This is a genomic window from Flagellimonas ochracea (assembly GCF_009903685.1).
GTDB classification, from domain to species: Bacteria; Bacteroidota; Bacteroidia; order Flavobacteriales; family Flavobacteriaceae; genus Flagellimonas; species Flagellimonas ochracea.
Genome location: NZ_JAAABI010000008.1, coordinates 86,047 through 103,854 on the forward strand (window position 1 = coordinate 86,047; position 17,808 = coordinate 103,854).

At 37.6% G+C, this 17,808-nt stretch carries 19 protein-coding genes and 1 tRNA gene; 12 read left to right on the top strand and 8 right to left on the bottom strand.

Translation table 11 applies throughout. The features are described 5' to 3' along the window. Positions 1 to 12: 12 nt before the first annotated feature. Together GTQ34_RS16885 and GTQ34_RS15635 are read right to left on the bottom strand one after the other, a co-directional pair. Positions 13 to 144: a hypothetical protein gene (locus tag GTQ34_RS16885; protein WP_262885625.1), complete on the bottom strand. Its 132-nt coding sequence runs from the start codon at positions 142 to 144 to the stop codon at positions 13 to 15. Between the two features lie 92 nt (positions 145 to 236). Next, on the bottom strand, positions 237 to 674 hold the full coding sequence (locus tag GTQ34_RS15635) for a hypothetical protein (protein ID WP_166524739.1): 438 nt from the start codon (positions 672 to 674) through the stop codon (positions 237 to 239). A gap of 269 nt (positions 675 to 943) precedes the next feature. On the opposite strand from GTQ34_RS15635, the gene GTQ34_RS15640 reads away from it, so the two are divergent. Both GTQ34_RS15640 and GTQ34_RS15645 read left to right on the top strand, forming a co-directional pair. Beyond that, positions 944 to 1,138 (top strand): hypothetical protein, encoded by a 195-nt coding sequence (locus GTQ34_RS15640; protein WP_166524740.1) that lies wholly within the window; start codon positions 944 to 946, stop codon positions 1,136 to 1,138. Positions 1,139 to 1,252: 114 nt separating this feature from the next. Beyond that, positions 1,253 to 1,744 carry a DinB family protein gene (locus tag GTQ34_RS15645; protein WP_166524741.1) on the top strand — a complete coding sequence of 164 codons (492 nt, stop codon included), beginning with the start codon at positions 1,253 to 1,255 and terminating at the stop codon, positions 1,742 to 1,744. Positions 1,745 to 2,067: 323 nt separating this feature from the next. Here GTQ34_RS15645 and GTQ34_RS15650 read toward each other — a convergent pair whose 3' ends face one another. After that, positions 2,068 to 2,799, bottom strand: coding sequence for a carbonic anhydrase family protein (locus tag GTQ34_RS15650; protein ID WP_166524742.1), 732 nt, complete (start codon positions 2,797 to 2,799; stop codon positions 2,068 to 2,070). 1,558 nt (positions 2,800 to 4,357) lie between these two features. Beyond that, on the bottom strand, positions 4,358 to 5,422 hold the full coding sequence (locus GTQ34_RS15655; protein ID WP_166524743.1) for a helix-turn-helix domain-containing protein: 1,065 nt from the start codon (positions 5,420 to 5,422) through the stop codon (positions 4,358 to 4,360). 121 nt (positions 5,423 to 5,543) lie between these two features. Here GTQ34_RS15655 and GTQ34_RS15660 point away from each other — a divergent pair, with 121 nt between their 5' ends. The 8 genes from GTQ34_RS15660 to GTQ34_RS15690 all read left to right on the top strand — a co-directional run bounded on the left by GTQ34_RS15660 (position 5,544) and on the right by GTQ34_RS15690 (position 13,584). After that, the gene (locus GTQ34_RS15660) at positions 5,544 to 6,608 is read left to right on the top strand and encodes a serine hydrolase domain-containing protein (protein WP_166524744.1); all 1,065 of its coding nucleotides are present in this window, start codon (positions 5,544 to 5,546) and stop codon (positions 6,606 to 6,608) included. 262 nt (positions 6,609 to 6,870) lie between these two features. Then, positions 6,871 to 7,320, top strand: a complete 450-nt coding sequence (locus GTQ34_RS15665; RefSeq protein ID WP_166524745.1) for an SRPBCC family protein — start codon at positions 6,871 to 6,873, stop codon at positions 7,318 to 7,320. Positions 7,321 to 7,370: 50 nt separating this feature from the next. Continuing rightward, positions 7,371 to 8,810, top strand: coding sequence for an aspartyl protease family protein (locus GTQ34_RS15670; RefSeq protein ID WP_166524746.1), 1,440 nt, complete (start codon positions 7,371 to 7,373; stop codon positions 8,808 to 8,810). An 86-nt stretch (positions 8,811 to 8,896) separates the two neighbouring features. Continuing rightward, positions 8,897 to 10,723: a serine hydrolase gene (locus GTQ34_RS15675; protein ID WP_166524747.1), complete on the top strand. Its 1,827-nt coding sequence runs from the start codon at positions 8,897 to 8,899 to the stop codon at positions 10,721 to 10,723. Between the two features lie 109 nt (positions 10,724 to 10,832). Continuing rightward, positions 10,833 to 12,266 (top strand): prolyl oligopeptidase family serine peptidase, encoded by a 1,434-nt coding sequence (locus GTQ34_RS15680; RefSeq protein ID WP_166524748.1) that lies wholly within the window; start codon positions 10,833 to 10,835, stop codon positions 12,264 to 12,266. Positions 12,267 to 12,296: 30 nt separating this feature from the next. Continuing rightward, positions 12,297 to 12,521: a hypothetical protein gene (locus tag GTQ34_RS15685; protein ID WP_166524749.1), complete on the top strand. Its 225-nt coding sequence runs from the start codon at positions 12,297 to 12,299 to the stop codon at positions 12,519 to 12,521. Between the two features lie 413 nt (positions 12,522 to 12,934). After that, positions 12,935 to 13,057 (top strand): hypothetical protein, encoded by a 123-nt coding sequence (locus tag GTQ34_RS16890; RefSeq protein ID WP_262885627.1) that lies wholly within the window; start codon positions 12,935 to 12,937, stop codon positions 13,055 to 13,057. After that, positions 13,057 to 13,584, top strand: a complete 528-nt coding sequence (locus GTQ34_RS15690; protein WP_166524750.1) for a BfmA/BtgA family mobilization protein — start codon at positions 13,057 to 13,059, stop codon at positions 13,582 to 13,584. The genes GTQ34_RS16890 and GTQ34_RS15690 overlap by 1 nt, the downstream gene beginning before the upstream one ends. Positions 13,585 to 13,694: 110 nt before the next feature. On the opposite strand, the gene GTQ34_RS15695 is transcribed toward GTQ34_RS15690, so the two are convergent. Together GTQ34_RS15695 and GTQ34_RS15700 are read right to left on the bottom strand one after the other, a co-directional pair. Next, positions 13,695 to 14,918: a site-specific integrase gene (locus tag GTQ34_RS15695; RefSeq protein WP_166524751.1), complete on the bottom strand. Its 1,224-nt coding sequence runs from the start codon at positions 14,916 to 14,918 to the stop codon at positions 13,695 to 13,697. Positions 14,919 to 15,146: 228 nt separating this feature from the next. Then, a tRNA-Lys gene (locus tag GTQ34_RS15700) sits at positions 15,147 to 15,219 on the bottom strand. Positions 15,220 to 15,344: 125 nt separating this feature from the next. Between GTQ34_RS15700 and GTQ34_RS15705 the strand changes: the two genes are divergently transcribed. After that, on the top strand, positions 15,345 to 15,860 hold the full coding sequence (locus tag GTQ34_RS15705) for a shikimate kinase (protein ID WP_166524752.1): 516 nt from the start codon (positions 15,345 to 15,347) through the stop codon (positions 15,858 to 15,860). On the opposite strand, the gene GTQ34_RS15710 is transcribed toward GTQ34_RS15705, so the two are convergent. Then, the gene (locus GTQ34_RS15710; RefSeq protein ID WP_166524753.1) at positions 15,852 to 16,349 is read right to left on the bottom strand and encodes a phosphoribosyltransferase family protein; all 498 of its coding nucleotides are present in this window, start codon (positions 16,347 to 16,349) and stop codon (positions 15,852 to 15,854) included. The genes GTQ34_RS15705 and GTQ34_RS15710 overlap by 9 nt on opposite strands. 35 nt (positions 16,350 to 16,384) lie before the next feature. Continuing rightward, complete coding sequence (locus GTQ34_RS15715; RefSeq protein ID WP_166524754.1) at positions 16,385 to 16,756, bottom strand: RNA-binding S4 domain-containing protein; 372 nt, start codon at positions 16,754 to 16,756, stop codon at positions 16,385 to 16,387. A gap of 78 nt (positions 16,757 to 16,834) precedes the next feature. On the opposite strand from GTQ34_RS15715, the gene GTQ34_RS15720 reads away from it, so the two are divergent. Continuing rightward, entirely contained in the window at positions 16,835 to 17,800 is a 966-nt protein-coding gene (locus GTQ34_RS15720; protein WP_166524755.1) for an FKBP-type peptidyl-prolyl cis-trans isomerase, read from the top strand. Positions 17,801 to 17,808: the final 8 nt, after the last annotated feature.

Here is a 17,808-nt window from a genome sequence, read left to right on the forward strand (position 1 = left end):
TCTCTTGACTTTTTACAGGTGCCCTCCGCATTGTGGTTTGGTGGTCGATGACATGGCATGCACCCATTTTTTCTGCTCGGTGGTGTTCCCATCGGATGTAGCGCTCAAATAGGTTTCCGTCACAGTTATTTTATCGTTATCCAAAAACTTCTTTTTGGGCCAGTATTGAAGTGGATACCATCAATAACACCACATTTGATTTTTGCATTGATGTTTTTTTATTTCTTTTCAGAAAATTATTCCATCCGCTCATAAAACAGTCCTGGCCCATCACATGGAGCAGAGCCACCTATCAATGAGATTATTGATGGCATAAAAAGAGTTTCGACAAGATTTTCTGTTCCACAGCTTTCTATCAAGTCCGTTTCAACATCATAATTTAAAACAAGGTACATTTCATCATTTACTATACTGAAATCGAAAACACCCCCTGCCTCGTTCTTTTGGTTATCAACCAGTCTTGTTTTTACAAACCTGTTATCCTTTTCAAGAAGTATAGTTTCCCTCCATGGTAAATCATCACCCTCTAGAAAATCACCTGATAGACCTGTTGACATTCCCGTTAGTTCCCAATGCTGTGGAAAAACATTGCTGTCAAAAACAATTTCATCTTTATTCGAATTTGAGCAAGAAAAGAAAATAAATAGTAGTATGTAAGTGTAGAAACGTTTCATGAGGCTATTTACATAATAGATGGTAGCTAATTAAATGGTTGCTTGGAATACATTATCTTAACATGTATGAATAAAAAGTTTAAACAAGGGATGCATGAAATACGAAAAGATCAAACTTATTAAACCTGTTGGCTTTGGCGTTGATGCCAATATTCACAATATCACAAGAAGTTTCGAAAACAGATAGAGTGCGCAATATTGTAAAGGGGGTAAATCAAAAAGATACTATGCTGTACGTCGAAAATTTTAATGTGGACATAAAAGCCTAGATGTTCGGGGAAGATGGAAATTTTATACTTTGCGTGGACGGTATTGAAGCTCTTTTTGAAAATCGAGCGGAACATCTTAAAAGATACCTTGAGGTAAGGAACAAAATCCAATATTTGGCTGAAACAGATAATAGGCTGATTATGCATGATAAGGTCTGGCTAACACCGGATAAGCTAGAGAGAAGCCTTAGTTGAAATTTTTACTTTCAACAAAACAGGTAAAAACGCTATAGTTGATGTAATAGAACAAAATAATCTGTTCAATCAAGAAGATTTGCACATTTTAAATCTAAATATACCAGAATAAACATGAATTATACTCCTAAGGATGGTTTTCCCTATTATTATGCCCTTGTGAGAAGCACGGATTGCCAAACGCTCTTTTCTTCTATGTCCACATTCAGATTCCTGCAATCAATAGACGAGAAAAAGGCAGCCTACCGCTATGAACCTGATAAATGGAGTATCAAACAAGTTGTAGGGCACATTACAGACCATGAAAGGATAAAGATTTTCCGTGCATTCCTACTTAGTAGAAAAGAATCTGTGGAATTATGGGGCTATGACCAGAATTCCTTGGTTGAAAACAGTCGTTTTGAAGAGATGACTTTCCAACAATTGACCACTGACTTTCAAAATGTGAGAAAAGGGAGCATCAGCTTTTTAGATGGGCTATCCAAAAGCCAACTTGGGATAAAAGGGGTAGCCAATCAATTTGAAATAACCCTCGAGGACTTTCTCAAGTCGATTATTGGACACGAAGTTCATCATATCAATATCATTAAAGAAAGATATTTCTAAACGAAAGAAATAGAGAGATTGATTTATTGTAAAAATGGGGTTAAAGACTTTGATAACAGTTCAAAAGGTTGATTAATGGTAAAATGGTCTACAATCATATATTATTCAAAAAGACCAAACAATAATCCCACGTATAAAAGAATTGGGAATAATAGAATCTGTAACCCTAGGTCTTGTTCAACTGTATGGGCGTAAAGTTTGCTTCATATTTTATACATAGCTTTTGCTAGTTTGGAAGTCTTCTTTAAAAGGTTGTAAGCAATACTGAACCGTTGGAAAGGCCTGCCCCAAGAAGAGGGCAAGCCTATAAATATTAATGGTGGTCATAGAAAATTAACAACCCCGGTATCCATATCATAGACCGCTCCCTTTAGGTCTATTTCCTTTTTTTCCAGCATTTCTTTTATGATTGGACTGTCTGCCACAATCTTTTTCAGCGCGTTGCGCACGTTGTTCTCGCTAACCTCGTGGACAAAAAGCCTGTTGCTCGATGTTCTTGGCCCTTCCGTAACTGTTGACATGGCAACCGCAGGCCTAAGGTTCTCAAGCATACCGGTTATGTTGCCCAATTTAGCACCGTCGATTGCGGCATGGATTGCACCACAGTTCTCATGTCCCATCACCAATATCAATTTGGCCCCTGCTACTTTAGTTGCGAATTCCATACTTCCCAAGATATCACTGTTGATAAAATTACCGGCCACTCTGGCCACAAAAATATCACCTATTCCCTTGTCGAAAACATCTTCAACTGGAACCCTACTGTCGACACAGGAGAGGACTATCGCCTTAGGATACTGAGCCCTTACACTTTCGCGAATCTGCACGGAATGGTCCCTTGCCGTAAGGTCGCTACGCACAAACCGTTCGTTACCAGACCTTAGGCTTTCAAACACTTCGTTTGGGGTAAGTGCCTCCTGCTCCTCCTTGGTCAAGACGGATTCCACAAGAATTTGGCTCTTATCTATTTCAATGGTAGTGCTTTCAGATTCTTGACCAGACAAGTTAAAAGATAGGGCACATAGGCTGACAATGGTTACAAACTGCTTTCTCATAGTACTGTTTTTTAAATTCGATTCAAATATAAATGTCAAGTTCCATATTAATATTATTACTATTCACAATTAATAGTTAAACTTTCATATATAAGTAGTAATACTATTGATTTTGATATTATTGAATGGTTTTTTGGATTGAAAGAATGGACTTTTCGAAATATAATGGACTCCCGTTTTGCATAACCGTGTGCCAAATAGTATAAAAATATTTGGTTTTTAATTAGACAAGTTCGAGTGAGTGTTTCTATATGGCTCTGGCATCTGTAGTTGTGTAGTTCTTATTTCAGTATCAAATGACCCAGAGTTTTATACCATTCTGCATAACCAAAAATAGTCCCATACCAGAAGTACAATCGGTATAGTCGTTGTAACTAAAACATACGGTTTGTAAATCTTTTCCTTTAAATAATCAAGAAGCATTAACAGGCAAACAACCAAAAGTATAAGAACACCTGCAATAAATACGCATTCCTTAAAAGAGAAGGGTGTTGGAAAGGTCAATTATGAACTTCCAACCATCAAAATAAGCTTCGAGAAAAGAGCGACGGAAATGGATGGAAGCCAATTCCATTTCAGTATTTGGAGGCAACCGAATGTCTATTTCCAATCCTGTCCGTTACAGCAGTATTTCTATTGGAAGATGCTTTTGAAATTTGATTTTTTCATCTTGGGTTTTATTGGAATTTCAATTATTCAACAGATACCGACCGTTTAAAATTTTTTAGGACTTGAAAGGCTATTTTACACACTATGGGTATGGCCTATCAGCGGACAAAAGATTTAATCAAACAATTGTCAAACATATTAGCAGCTTGTATGCCGTGCAACGCTAGCTCATGTTTTTTGGGGAAGATTAGATTACGGCCATTATACTTTCCAACATAGATATGGCAAAAGGAAAAGGAGGAGTAAAGTCTCTAATTTTATTAAACATGTATTGGCGAATAAACCGATGCCAAAGTTCAAATAGACGATTAAAATTCCTGGTACCGATTCACATATTCTGTTTATTAAATAGCACTTCTTCTATTCAACCATGGAATTTGTTCTAAAAAAATGAAGGACTAATTAAAACCAAAGATGTTTCTCTTCCTATCGGAGTCTGTTGCCAAGTTAGGTGAAGTATCGATCAATTCCACTAGATTGGCAACTTAGGTATAAAAACAAAAAAAGTTAAGCCGAAGACTTAACCTTTTTGTGACCTGACTGGGGTTAGAATACTAACTCCAATCATTTGATTTTCAAAAAGTTAAAACTTCTTTATTAGATGTGTGCACCGATTTGCGCACCTATCTAAAACCATATATCAGATGAACTTATTTAAAGATAAATGTAACTAAAAATTTTCAGTTTAATAATCATTAAAATTGATCCATTTGTGGAAAAAGTTTGCGATAAATTAAGTTTGGGCAAAACTTAAATCTATTGTTTATGAATAGGACAGTTTAATGTTGTTATAGTTGAATCATTGTTTAACTTAAGATGAGCTGAAAAATTGATGAGTGGAATCCCAAAGTACTCATGCCATGTGTGGCAAACTCTATATAACATACTGTCAATGATCGGTGAGGTAACGGGCTCTGTAATCTTTGGGAGACGTCCCAGTTTTTCGTTTAAAGTAATTATAGAAACTAGTTTTGGAATTGAAACCAGCTTCATATAGTATTTGTGTAATGTTCATTTCTTGATTATTTTTTGTCACCAATAAATTTTGAGCGTGTTTTAATCTATAACTATTAATAAGATCGGAAAAGTTAGTTTCCAAACCTTCGTTAACGACTTGAGAAGTTGATTTGGTAGTCAAACTGATTCTTTCTGCTATATGAGTAAGACTAACAGTTGGATCTTGATATATCTTGTCAGATTCCAAAAGCTTCAAGATTTCATTCGAATAGTATTCAATTTCTTCCTCCGACAAGGGGGAGCTTTTATATTTGTTGTCTACCTCTTTCTTTGATGTTTTATCTTCCATTAGGTCATCTAAACTGGGAATCCCGTGGTAAATAAAGATGTTTACCACTATTAACCAAGTTGTGGTCTGGGCAAGAAACCCAACTTGGACCAGCTTGAAGTTGTTCCAGAACTGAAACATCGAAGTCAACAAAGAAAAAAATGCGATGGCAAAACATGCGAACAAAGTAATCTTCAACCATCCTGTTAAAAGGTATCTTAGGTTAGCTTCAAATGCTTTGTTTTTTCTAACAAATGATCTTACATCCGAATAAGCGAACAATGTATAGGATGAAAAAGAGAGTGCAATCAAGAGTTCACTAAGCTCATACTGGTCTCTGATCAGTTCGAAAAAGACAAAAGCCAATATTACCGGTGCCAAGTGGTAGGCATCCGATTTTTGCAGTTTCGACTTACCGGTCAAACACTTTATGTACAACCAAACGATGGGGCCGTACAAAAAAGCCAATGCGTAGCTGATTCTTCCCATAAAAGGGTCAATGCCCCGTGCATAATAAAAAACGATCCTCAAAAAGATTATCATGAAAAAAAAGGAAAACAACCGATTGCCCAGTTTCTGTCCACTGTTTGTAAAGAGCAGGTATAGAGAAACTGTAAAACTCTGAAAGGCCAGGATATAAACCGGTACGTCAATCGGTGTAAAAGTCATTGCTGGTCGATTAAATCCATTCAATATATAAATCCCTGTTAATATTTCCCTATTCATGATGTAGGATACTCCGATTTTTTTTTGTCGTTTTATTTATGTCCGCAACTCTTTTAATCTAAAAATGAAAAAAAAGTCTTTAATTGGCATTGGGCTTTTGGTCTTATGCAGTTTCCAGAAAAAGAAATCACCTGTTGAACACAATTTTTCAAGTTACCTGGAGAGCTATAAGGATTCGCCAGGTGTGTCCTTGTTGGTTTTTGTACATGGGAACATTCTGTTCAACGATGCAGCAGGATATGCTAATTTTGAAAATAGAATACCATCAAAGGCCGATCATGTCTATGCCGTGGGGTCTATATCAAAACAATTCACCGCTGCTGCAATAATGCAACTGGTTGAGCGGGGAAAACTTGATTTGAACCATAGGATAAATCAGTATTTCCCACGTATTAATGGGACAATTACAGTAAAGCATTTATTGGAGCACACCAGTGGAATATCGGATGTGTTCTTAGAGGAGAAATTTCTGAAAGTATACGGTCTGTATTTATCCCCGGAAGAAAAAATGGACTATGTTATAAATAACATTACCTATGCCTTTCCCCCAGGCACGAAATATGCCTATAGTAATACCGGATATACACTTTTAAGCCGCATTGTAGAGAAGGTCTCCGGCATAACTTTTTCAGACTATTTGGCGCAAAATATCTTTGAACCTCTTGAGATGCTTTCGACGTCGGTGGGCAATTCAGACAAACTAATAAACAATTCTGCCAGTGGATATAATATTGATCGCAATGGAGATTTTGTTCCTGCCATTTATCTCCCGTTCGATTTGGACTGGGTATTGGGTGCAGGCAATTGCTATTCTACTACCGAGGATTTACTAAAATGGATTAAGGGCCTTGAGGAGAACAACATACTATCACAGGAATCTGTTAACCTTATAACTTCCAAGAATAAGGAAGGTTCAAATCAAAAGTCAGGCAATGCATACGGATTTAAGGTTGAAATAAATAATGAGGTTAAGGTGCTGAAGAAAAGTGGTGCGATTAACGGGTTTCAATCAAATCTTGTTTGGATACCTGAAAGGGACATTATAGTGATAGGATTAACCAATAGGGTAGATGCTGCCCCCACTTTTGTTTATAAAATCGGAGAGGAATTGGCGGGTCTCAAAAACTGATAACCGGATTGGTAAGTAACGGGTACAAGCCATCTTCTTAGGGGGAACTCCTAATTTCCGCTGAATGATATTAGGACATGGGAATCAATACATATGCCCTTCTTTATTGTATAATTGTTTTTAAAATTTCAAAAATATTTCCCATTTCATGATGTGGGACTTTTGAAATGAATTGTGTTAGGATATTTACAGAATGAGGATTCTCTTAACCATTCTATGTGCCATTCAAGCTTTCTGTTCCATAGCTCAAAAGAATGAAAAGATGGACAAGATAATAATAGAAGCTGCTATTTTGAATTGCCCCAGCGACTTAGCATTTAGCATGTTCACAGAAAGTAAGCACCTTGAAAAATGGCTCACAGCCAAGGCAGATGTCGAATTGAAGGTTGGTGGCAAATATGAGCTTTTCTGGGAACCGAATATTCCGGAAAACAACAGCACGTTAGGATGTAAGATTCTTGCTTTTGAGAAACCTCATTACATCACATTTGAATGGAGGGGGCCTACGCAATACAAGCATTTCATGAACAATGTGAGACCTCTAACCCAGGTTACCGTTTTAATTAGGGAAAAAAGTGATGAAACTAAGGTTACACTAATTCATTCAGGATGGAGGAGGTCTAAGGAATGGGAAGAGGCTGAGCAATATTTTGCAAATGCATGGAGAGGGGCGTTTATGCAATTGGGAGATTACGCTAAGTCGTTTAATTAAATAACATAATGATAGATACCTTTAAGACTTCAATGCTTTTATTGCTGATTTTGTTTTTGACACTTTCATGCCGCGAAGATGATAGCAAAACTTCGGTTAGCGAAATTCAGGTTTTTCAACTAACCGGAGAAGCCAAGTTCGCAGGTTCGATGCTCCCGCTGGAGCTATTGCTATCCGAGGATGGGAGATTTATTTCTAACATCGACGGGTGGGCGGATCAAACAATTGTATTTAATGGTCAAGACCTATTTTATATTGAAAACGGAGTGGGGCCTATTAAAGTTTCATTCCTGGAAAAGGAGTTGCTCGCATTGACACATTTGATAATTGCTGATTCAGGTCTTATAACTGATTTTAAAGAGACGACTGAAGACAATCAAATAACTTTTGGGAAGCTCCAGATCGAAGTCGAATCCAGTAATAATAACTTTCATCTAATAGCCTCGAATTCCCCTGGACAAGAAAAAGTCTCTTTTCATGGAACCAATAAATATGAAAGTTACAATTACCCTGATAGCATAGAGTTTGATTGGGGGTTTGATCTAACAGGCTACCATATCAGGTCGGTAAGTAGGGAATCTATATCCAAGGATATTTTCAACCCTCCTTCTTACGCAGCTTTGGGCGTTAGATTTAATTCACAAGAAAAATCAAAACTAGAAACTTTTAGAACAGAGTCTGGGAACTTGTTTATAAAACCAAAGATAAATGGGAAAGCCTATGGATGGTTTCTATTTGATTCTGGTGCAGGTATTTCACTATTGAGTACAGAAATTGCTAATGAATTGGATTGTCCAGTGCTTGGAGTAAAAAAGGTTATGGGAGTAGGAGGAACTTCCGGGAGAAGAGGAGTCAGATCCGTTCAGAATATTAGTATCGGCCCATTGGTGATTGATGAATTATCTATGTTGGAATACAATCCAGATAAGAGCAAAGCAAATAAAATCATTAATGGGCCCGTTGATGGAGTCATAGGTTGGGACCTTTTGATAAGGTCCGTTATAGAAGTGGACCTTATCAGTGGCCAAGTTTCAATTTTTGAACCAGGCAAATATAAACTGGATAAGAAAAACTATGAAGATTTGTACCTACACTGGAAAGTCCCATATGTCATTGCCGAATTTGAATCTAAGAAAGGCTACTTCATGGTAGATACGGGTGCTGGTAATAAGGGGGTGATATTCCATTCGCTTGCCGTTGACCGATTAGGTTTGTTAGGTGATGATAGAGCAACTATAAAGGCTTCTGTTACTGGTGCCGGTGGGACTGTAAATGCTGAATATGGTGTGTTAGACTGGTTTGATGTCGCTAATGAAAAACAGTTTGATTTAGATGCAATTTTTATGACAGGTGAGGATGGCGAAGCCGACCTTTATACCCATGGTTTCATGGGTACTAAGGCCCTCGGCTTTTCTAAAATCATTTTTGATTATCCAAACAATAGAATAGGATTTGTTCCCCTTAAAGACAAAGGCCAATTAAGGAATTGAAATGAAATACTTAAATATACCCGGAAACCATCAATGTATGAGATGATTTGTCTAAGTTTTGTATCAATAATGAAATCTATCCCAAAATGAAATCTATCCCAATCACATTTCTAATTATAGCGGTTTCACTTAAAGTTTACCCACAACATAAAGCAAACTCATTTGATGAGTTTGAAATTGACATCGATGGTATCCAATTGCCCATGGAGAAGGCTATGGAAGACAGAAATATAAATGGAATAAGTCTAGCTGTTTTTGAAAACTATAAGATAAAAGAACTTCAAGCATGGGGTCTGAAAGATGCAGTATCCAAAGATGAAATGAACGAAAACACCATCTTTTGTACGGCGTCAATTGCAAAGCCAATATCAGCATTATTATTTGCTATTCTGGAGGATAAAGGACTCATTAATCTAAAAGCCGATGTTTCGGTGTTTCTAAAGAGGTGGAAGATTCCTGTCAATGAAAAAAATGCAGGAATTAAACTGACTTTTGAACATTTATTGAGCCACACGGCAGGAACAAGCCAGCATGGTCACATCGATTTCTATTCGGGAGATTCGATTCCCACACCAGTTCAAAGTTTGAATGGCCAAATAGCTGGCGGTAACAGGGCTCTACGGTTTTTAGATATACCCGGAACCTCGTGGAGGTATAGTGGCGGAGCATATGTGATTGCGCAAATTGCCCTAGAAGATTATTTGGGAAAATCATTTGCTGAAATCGCCAAAGAACACCTATTTGACCCATTGGAATTAAAGAATACAACCTTTTATCAGCCAAATGAACCACAGTTTGCCTATACCAATGTTGCTAAATCACACGATGACCAAGGAAACCTGATTCGCGATGGAATACAGATTACTCCCCAACTTGCACCATCCGGACTTTGGAGTACTCCCGAGGAATTGTCCCTTGTTATCATAGAGATCCAAAAAGCTTTAGCCGGAATCAAAACGGACATAATTTCTGATTCTTGTGCCAATCGAGTTACGGAAGTCATTACGACTGATGTAATGGGTGGCTGGAGTTTAGGTTGGGAGCGTAGATATAGATTTGGAAACAGGGATTGGTTTTCACATGGTGGTGCGAATACGGGTATGGGAGGTTATGTGTATGGTACAATGGAAGAGGGTAATGGTATGGTGATTCTCGGAAATGCTGGCAATAGAATTAGAATACCAGTTGAAAACGCAATTAGAGATAAAATCATCGATTCTAATAAGTGGAAAGTCTCTTTAGATACTTCAGAATATAAACCAATCGGCCCAAGCTTCGGTAAGAAATTAGCGGGCAATTATTGTAGCTATGATTTTGCGGAATTGATTCCTGTTGAATATCTGGATGGACGACTATGGATCAAAAATTTTGACGGTGGGAGAACTTTGGAATTGTTCCATTTAGGTCATAAAACTTTTAAGGTGGATGAGTCGAATAGATTATTAAGATTCAATCAAATTAGCCCTTGGGACAATAAGCCTTACTTGACAGTAATTTTTCAGAATGGAGTTTACACTGATGTTAAATATAGTTTTTTCAAAGTAGGCGAAAGGTTGCCCATAGAATACCTTCTTGAAGAGGACTATAACCTTTTTTCATCAGAATATCAAAGGATAGTAGAAAGTTATCCAAATAGCGATCTGGTAAGCGAAAGCTATTTCTATAGGATGGGAAATGCAGAGTTGGCAAAAGATAATGCAGCTAATGCAATAAAAATCTTCAAAGCCATGACCGAGATTTTCCCGGAAAGCATCCATGCGTTTAACGGTTTAGCCAAATCCTACATGCAAATCGGAGATAATAAAAAGGCAGTCGATAATTTTCAAATAACGCTCGAAAAACTACAAAACGAAGAAAAGAAGAATGAAGCATGGATTAAGTGGGTAAGAGAGCAATTGGAAAAACTCAATTAAGTATCATATCAGGAATTAGGATGCTCACAAATTTCGTTTCCAATACTTTCAATTAAAATAACAAGTTATGGTGTCAATCTCAGGCATTATTGCCAAAATAGGAAATTAGATGTACAAAAGAAATCAATTCATATACAATGTATATTGTTTGGGACTATTACTAAGCCTGAATCTTCAGGCTCAGCATGAAGATATAGAACGGGTAATAGAAGATTTTAGATTGGGAATCATTCATCTGGAAAGTGAGCAACAATGGTCCAGGTTATTTTTGCATGACTCTATTACATGGGCTATGATAAGGGAAGGAAAGACAGAAATAGACCATTATGAAAAAGATCCCCATTGGAAGTTTTTCAGTAGTGACCCCATATCTTTCTTCAGATTCTTAAAAGCAAAAAATAGTGAGTTCGAGGAGAAGTTTTATGATGTTTCCATTTCAAGTTCCGGTCAGTTTTCAACCGTAGATTTTTTGTATTCATTCAACTCGAACGGTCAAGTGCTAAACTGGGGCAAGGAGTATTGGTCCCTACTAAAAGTAAAAGAGGATTGGAAAATTACCAGTGTAACCTGGACGGAAAACTCTTCAGATATTGAGAAGTGTACATTTTGTGATACTAAATCTTTTTATTTAGATCGTTATAGGTGTCCACCTTGCCCATTTGATTGTGATGATCATTTTTATGATAAGCCTGGAGAATGCCCAGTTTGCCAAATGTCTCTGATAAAAGTAGTCGACCGAGCATATGAAGGCTATGACAGGGCTAACTTCTTCCTTCAGAATGGAGATGTACAGTTGTATACGGCCTATTATACCCCTAAGGATTTAGATAAGATTAGTGGAGCACTAATAATCGGACATGGTTCTGCACCTACAACCTATGAAGATCTTTCATTTTACATTAAAATAGGAACGCAACTAAACATGGCAATCCTTGCTTTTGATAAAAGAGGGGCAGGTTTGTCATCAGGTGAGTATGAAAACTTTACAGTTGAAGGCAGTGAAGCTTGGTTTGATCTGCTCTCAGAGGATCTTTTAGCAGGTTTGAATTGGTTGAAAAATAGAGCTGAATTGAAAAAAAAGCCAATTGGCCTTATAGGAGGAAGTCAAGCGGGATGGATAATGCCATTAGCTGCTTCAAAATCTGATGCAGTTGATTTTATTATTATTGGAGAAGGTGCAGCTGTTTCGGCAGGGGAAGAGGATTATTTCAGCATACAAACAGAAGATGGAACTGCAACAGGTAAATCTATACAAGAGGCAGATGAAATTCTGAAAGGATTTAATGGGAACAAAGGGTTTGACCCCCATCAAATTCTAAAAAAAATCAATACCCTAACCTTATGGATTTTTGGCACTAATGATCCGGTAATTCCAGTAGATGCCTCATTAAGAGCACTTGAAAAAATGAACAGCTCGAATTTTGATATTGAAATATTAGAAAATGGTGATCACAGTTTTGTTAATACAGTAACAGGGGAGAGATATGACCTTTATAAAATAGTAAGGTCCTGGCTTGAGAAAATAGGATTGCTTAAATTCTAATTTATTATTGATAATCTTTTTTTGGATTGAGTGGGTCAAAGAACAAATAAAGAATTTAAAATTATTAATAAAAAAATGATGCTTGCATTACATAGTGATAACCCCACGTATATTTACCCAATAGATGAAAATACATTCTATTCTGATTTAATTCCACTAAAAATCACTTTTGAAAAAACAGATGACAAAAAAACACAAAACCCTGAATTTGACCACGGGAATGAGTTTGTAAAAGTCATAGAAAGGATAAAATAACTACCCCATAACATTGTGTATAAGTAAATAGCGGCTTAAATGATAAAAAGAAAGTATAAACACAAAGCAAAAGTCAATGCCAAACTGAAAGGTTTGTGAGTAGCAATCCGCTACTATTTATAAACTAGACCCATAAAGGCCAATTACAGCACACAACTCCCAATCGAGAGAAAACCAACATATTGCCTAGGCTTTTGTTTTTAAAAAATAGCCAAGAATTGACTTATAACCTCTTTTATCCTAAAAACACCTCTATAAATCTCTTAAAATCTAATAATGCAGGTTTCTTTTTTACAATGCCTTTTACCTTAATGTAAAAGGTTCTTAGAATTTGACTTTATCAAAAATTCGGAGAAGCGAGAGGGTAACACGCCAAGGCGGTGCTACGTATATGATTTGCTCTGCAAAACCCCATGAACACTGGGGTAGCGGCAATTGATGACATATCCCCCAAAAACCAAGAATGGGTCAAATCCCTTGGGAAGGCCCATGAACAGTGGACGATAATGACCCATTTATACCAAAAACAAGGATAATGGAACGATTCTATACCATACGCTTCAAGCGAAGGACCGCCCAAAGGTTCAAACAGTTCTCCAAAAAGGTGGGAAGGACATATTCCCTTACGTTGGACACTGTCATGGACTTTTTCGAGTGGCACGGCTTCAACCCAGGTGACAGGTTTGAAAAAAGTATTTATCGGGAGATCCTTAAGAACCGGAAACGCACCGAGGCCTCAATTGCGATCATCCGTGACATCGAGGTCACACAGACCAGGCCCACCAACGCCATCCTCCATGCCTTGTTGGAACAAAAGGTCAAACATGAAAGACCGATGAGGGTGATGAAAAAGAAAATCAAGGAACAGCCCGAAATAGAGATAACCGTTCCCAAGATCCGCTATGAAAGGCTAACGGACAAAATGGAAAGGCTCAAAAGGGAGAGCCAATATGTGGTGGAGAATGTCACATTGAAAAAGCCTTCTTTTGGTAAACCCTATCTAAAGCTGGAGATTACGGAAGGTGAGCTAGAAAACTACAAAAGGACACTTAGGAACCTATAGATAGTTTAAGAAACCGTATTTAGCTTTCCACCAAGCTCAGCAGGTTTGTTTTGGTAAGATTGGGCTTGCAGCGCAAAACATGGTTTTGCTCGCCCATTCTTTGTCCAAAGTCATTTTGCTAACCCAAATTTGCCTCTGACAACTTCCATATCTTCCATCAATTTTTTATCAATGACCTTGGCATAAATCTGTGTTGTTTTCAATGATTGGTGCCCAAGCATTTTGCTCACAGATTCTATGGGCACTCCATTCGCTAAAGTCACAGTAGTAGCAAATGTGTGTCTGGCCAAATGGAAGGTTAGGTTTTTTTGAATTTTACAAATGGCTGCTATTTCCTTCAAAAAGGCATTGGTTTTTTGATTGCTTATTACTGGAAGCAACAACCCATTTTTCTTTGTCAATGGATGGTCTCTGTATTTGCTTAAGATTTCCTCTGAAGTAGGGAGTAGGGGTACAACACTTCGGGAGTCTGTTTTTGAGCGATTTATTTTAACGCAACGTTTTCCATCCAAACTAATAACAATATGATTTGACGATAGCTTTTTGACATCAACATAAGCTAGCCCTGTAAAACAAGAGAATACAAAGATGTCTCGAACTTGTTCCAATCTTGGCACATCAAATTCTTGTTCAATCAATGAGCGCAGCTCCAATTCTGTTAGAATATCTCGTTCCACCCTTTTCCATTTTGCTTTCCAATGATAAAAAGGGTCTTTGTTTACCCAATTATTTGCAGCTGCTATCCTCATAATCTTTTTGAAGTTGACCACATACTTTGTGACGGTATTTTGATTGCCGATTTTCTTGGTTTTCAGATAATGGTTAAAGCGATTGATAAACTTTAAGTCCACTTCTTTTATAAAGATGTCTTTGATTTTATACTCCTTCTGTACAAAATCCGCTAAATGGTTTCTGGTTCGAATATGTCTTCTATAAGCTCCATAGGAATATTCTAAACCAAGTAACTGTTCAATTTGATTATTGTGCTCATCATAAACCTCCAATACAGTTTTGTTGGTACTTTCTGTATTAAGAATTTTATGCTTGATGGTTTCGGCTGTAAAGGGCTTCTTTTTTAGCACCAATTTTGAATGAATGTTATACGCTTTGGATTCCAATTCATCTATGTAGTGATTTAGGGCTTTACTTTGAGGGTTCGAACCCTTGACCCTACCTCTAATTGAGCACCATTTTTCGGGCTTTACTTTGCGCTGAATACTGAATTCAGCCCGTTTGTAATTTGCTGTTATTCTGAGGAATAAGTTAGCTTCACCTTGTTGATTTAATCTGCTCTTTCTGATGTAGCATAAAACTGAAAAAGAATTTGTCTCCATAACCCTGATTTTACCAATTATTAAAATGTTAAATTTTCTTTGTAATAACTTGATAATCAGAAATTTTAACAGCCTCGCGGTGCGCACTTTACGAATTCAAAAAAGTGCGCACCGAATCGCGCACCGCGAAAAGTGGGATTATTTGATATCAAATGAAATCAGGAAAAATAAAAAAGTCTGTAAATCAACGATTTACAGACTTTTTGAATAATTATGGACTCTTAAAAGTGACCTGACTGGGGCTCGAACCCAGGACCCTCTCCTTAAAAGGGAGATGCTCTACCAACTGAGCTATCAGGTCTCCCTGCTTGCAAAACCCTCCGGGAATTGCGCTAAGCGGGTGCAAATATAACATCAATAATCTATTTTGCAAGATGAATTAATGATAAATTTGTCTTTTTTTGGAATCAATTAAAAATCAAATAAATGAAGGTAGTTCTTGTAGGATACATGGCAAGTGGAAAGACTTCTTTGGGAAAATTGTTGGCCAAGGAACTGGCCATTGAGTTCATAGATTTGGACGAATACATTGAACAGGAGCAACAAAAATCGGTCAAAGCCATTTTTGCCGAAAAAGGGGAGATATACTTCAGAAGTATTGAAAGTAAAATGCTGGCAAAAGTATTAGAAGAGCATGAAGATTGTATTCTCTCAACGGGAGGGGGCACTCCTTGCTACAGCAATAACATGGACCAAATTTTAGAGAAATCAGACCACTCCATATACCTACAACTGCCCATATCCACTCTAGTGGAGCGGATTAGTGAAGAAAAAGTAAAAAGACCTTTGGTAAGCCATATTGGTGCTGATGATTTACCTGAGTTTATTGGAAAACACCTTTTTGAAAGAAGGCCATTTTATACACGTGCCAAGCATACGCTTAACTGTAACGAAAAGGATTTGGAAACTTTGGCGAACGAGGTAAAATCACTGTTACACTAGAAAAACTGCATCGTCATTGGGCTTAAATTCCACTTTGATATGCTCATGTAAAGAGGTAGAAAGTGAAATGCCCTTATAATCGGCCTTAATAGGATATTTTTTATGGTTTCTGTTGACCAATACTGCGGTTCTGAGCTGTTTTATGGGTGTTTTCAGAAAGTGGTGAACGCCATAAATAAGTGTTGTCCCGGAGTTCAAAACATCGTCAATGAGCACTACGGATTTGTTCTTATAATCTTCTTTGGGTATGGATGAACTTACACCACTTTTCAAAGGATTTTGCTTATCCATTTCAATTTTACAGAAAACGATGTTGGCTTCGGTGATTTTTTCAAGCACTTTGGCCACTTTTTTCGCAAAAAGGACCCCTCCACCTTCTATTCCAGCTATAATAATCTCTTTCTCATTCACATTTACTTCATATATCTGATAGGCGATGCGTTTAATGATATGTTGAATTTGCTTATGGGTGAGAATACGGTTCGTCATGGGAAAGTTTAAGAATTCCAAAGATATAAAACAGATTATTCCGATTCATCCAAATAACCATCAATATCCCGTCTATCTTTTTTGGTGGGGCGGCCCAGTCCCTTTTTTCGATATAACGTTTTGGTGTGTTTGAGCAGTTCTTGGTGTTCAAAAGCCTCTTTTGGGGTGGTATCTTTTCTGTAAATGTCAACTAACTTTGCGCCGACCCTGCTCTTCGGAATATCAAGCACGGTAAGCCGAAGTTCAATTTGGTCTTTTCGCAAGACAATCTCATCCATTGGAAAAATTTCCCGTGAAGGTTTGGCAACACTGCCATTGACCTGCACATGTCCTTTTTTAACAGCTTGGGCAGCAACGTTTCGGGTTTTGTAGTATCTAATACACCAAAGGAACTTATCAATGCGCATACGCTCCGTAAATCTTTGTTAATCCACAGAGCAAAAATAGCGGAAAATTGTATCTTGCGCAGCTAAACAATATAGCTGATGAAGTACGGGAAATTAGCCCTTTTGACGGTGGCCGCGTTTTTTTTCTCCTGCAACAATGATGATAATGGACCCGATGTGGAATCCGTTCCACCTCGATTACTTGCTGAAGTAGCACCTGAAGATGATGCTGAAATTAGGGAGTTTTTGGAGACTCATTTTTATAATTATGAAGAATTTCAGTCGCCACCTGTGGACTTTGATTATCGAATCAGAATAGATACCATAGCTGGAGATAATGCGGACAAGACACCTTTGATCGATTTTGTTGGGGAGGTAGAAATAAAGGTTTCATCCTTTGAGTTATTATTGTCAGAAGAGGAAAATGATATACCGCACACTGTATATTACTTGGATGCTAGGTCCGGTGAGGGGGTGAATCCTACCGTGGCGGATTCCGTTTTTGTACGATACGAGGGAATGACTTTGGATGGTAATTCCTTTGATGCTTCGCTCAATAATCCAGTCTGGTTCGATTTGGCCAGAATTCAGGATTTAGCACAAGGGTTTAGGGGATTTGCCGAGGGTATTCCTTTTTTTAAAACAGGAGGTCAGGTAATCGACAATGGGGATGGTACGGTCTCTGTAGAAGGATATGGCGTAGGATTGGTCATTTTTCCATCTGGTTTAGGGAATTTTAATAGGTTAAATACACAAATTCCAGCGTACAGTCCTTTAATGTTTACTGTGGATTTATATACCTATAACGCTACAGACCATGATCGTGATGGTATTCCCTCTATAGATGAGGATGTCAATGGCAATGGTTATTTATATGATGATAATACCGATTCCGAAACAGAGGTTGCTGGTGGAAGATTTGCTAATTTCCAAGATGGTGATGACGACGGTGATGGTGTATCTACCCGTAGCGAAATTACCGATGATCAGGGAAATATTATATTACCGTATCCAGATTCCAACAATGATGGCACTCCTGATTATTTAGATCCAGATATCAATTGATTATATAA

Coding starts and splice junctions, on each gene's coding strand:
- GTQ34_RS15635 (WP_166524739.1), bottom strand. CDS start 674: ATGAAACGTTTCTACACTTACATACTACTATTTATTTTCTTTTCTTGC.
- GTQ34_RS15640 (WP_166524740.1), top strand. CDS start 944: ATGTTCGGGGAAGATGGAAATTTTATACTTTGCGTGGACGGTATTGAA.
- GTQ34_RS15645 (WP_166524741.1), top strand. CDS start 1,253: ATGAATTATACTCCTAAGGATGGTTTTCCCTATTATTATGCCCTTGTG.
- GTQ34_RS15650 (WP_166524742.1), bottom strand. CDS start 2,799: ATGAGAAAGCAGTTTGTAACCATTGTCAGCCTATGTGCCCTATCTTTT.
- GTQ34_RS15655 (WP_166524743.1), bottom strand. CDS start 5,422: ATGACTTTTACACCGATTGACGTACCGGTTTATATCCTGGCCTTTCAG.
- GTQ34_RS15660 (WP_166524744.1), top strand. CDS start 5,544: ATGAAAAAAAAGTCTTTAATTGGCATTGGGCTTTTGGTCTTATGCAGT.
- GTQ34_RS15665 (WP_166524745.1), top strand. CDS start 6,871: ATGGACAAGATAATAATAGAAGCTGCTATTTTGAATTGCCCCAGCGAC.
- GTQ34_RS15675 (WP_166524747.1), top strand. CDS start 8,897: ATGAAATCTATCCCAATCACATTTCTAATTATAGCGGTTTCACTTAAA.
- GTQ34_RS15680 (WP_166524748.1), top strand. CDS start 10,833: ATGTACAAAAGAAATCAATTCATATACAATGTATATTGTTTGGGACTA.
- GTQ34_RS16890 (WP_262885627.1), top strand. CDS start 12,935: ATGAACACTGGGGTAGCGGCAATTGATGACATATCCCCCAAAAACCAA.
- GTQ34_RS15690 (WP_166524750.1), top strand. CDS start 13,057: ATGGAACGATTCTATACCATACGCTTCAAGCGAAGGACCGCCCAAAGG.
- GTQ34_RS15695 (WP_166524751.1), bottom strand. CDS start 14,918: ATGGAGACAAATTCTTTTTCAGTTTTATGCTACATCAGAAAGAGCAGA.
- GTQ34_RS15705 (WP_166524752.1), top strand. CDS start 15,345: ATGAAGGTAGTTCTTGTAGGATACATGGCAAGTGGAAAGACTTCTTTG.
- GTQ34_RS15710 (WP_166524753.1), bottom strand. CDS start 16,349: ATGACGAACCGTATTCTCACCCATAAGCAAATTCAACATATCATTAAA.
- GTQ34_RS15715 (WP_166524754.1), bottom strand. CDS start 16,756: ATGCGCATTGATAAGTTCCTTTGGTGTATTAGATACTACAAAACCCGA.
- GTQ34_RS15720 (WP_166524755.1), top strand. CDS start 16,835: ATGAAGTACGGGAAATTAGCCCTTTTGACGGTGGCCGCGTTTTTTTTC.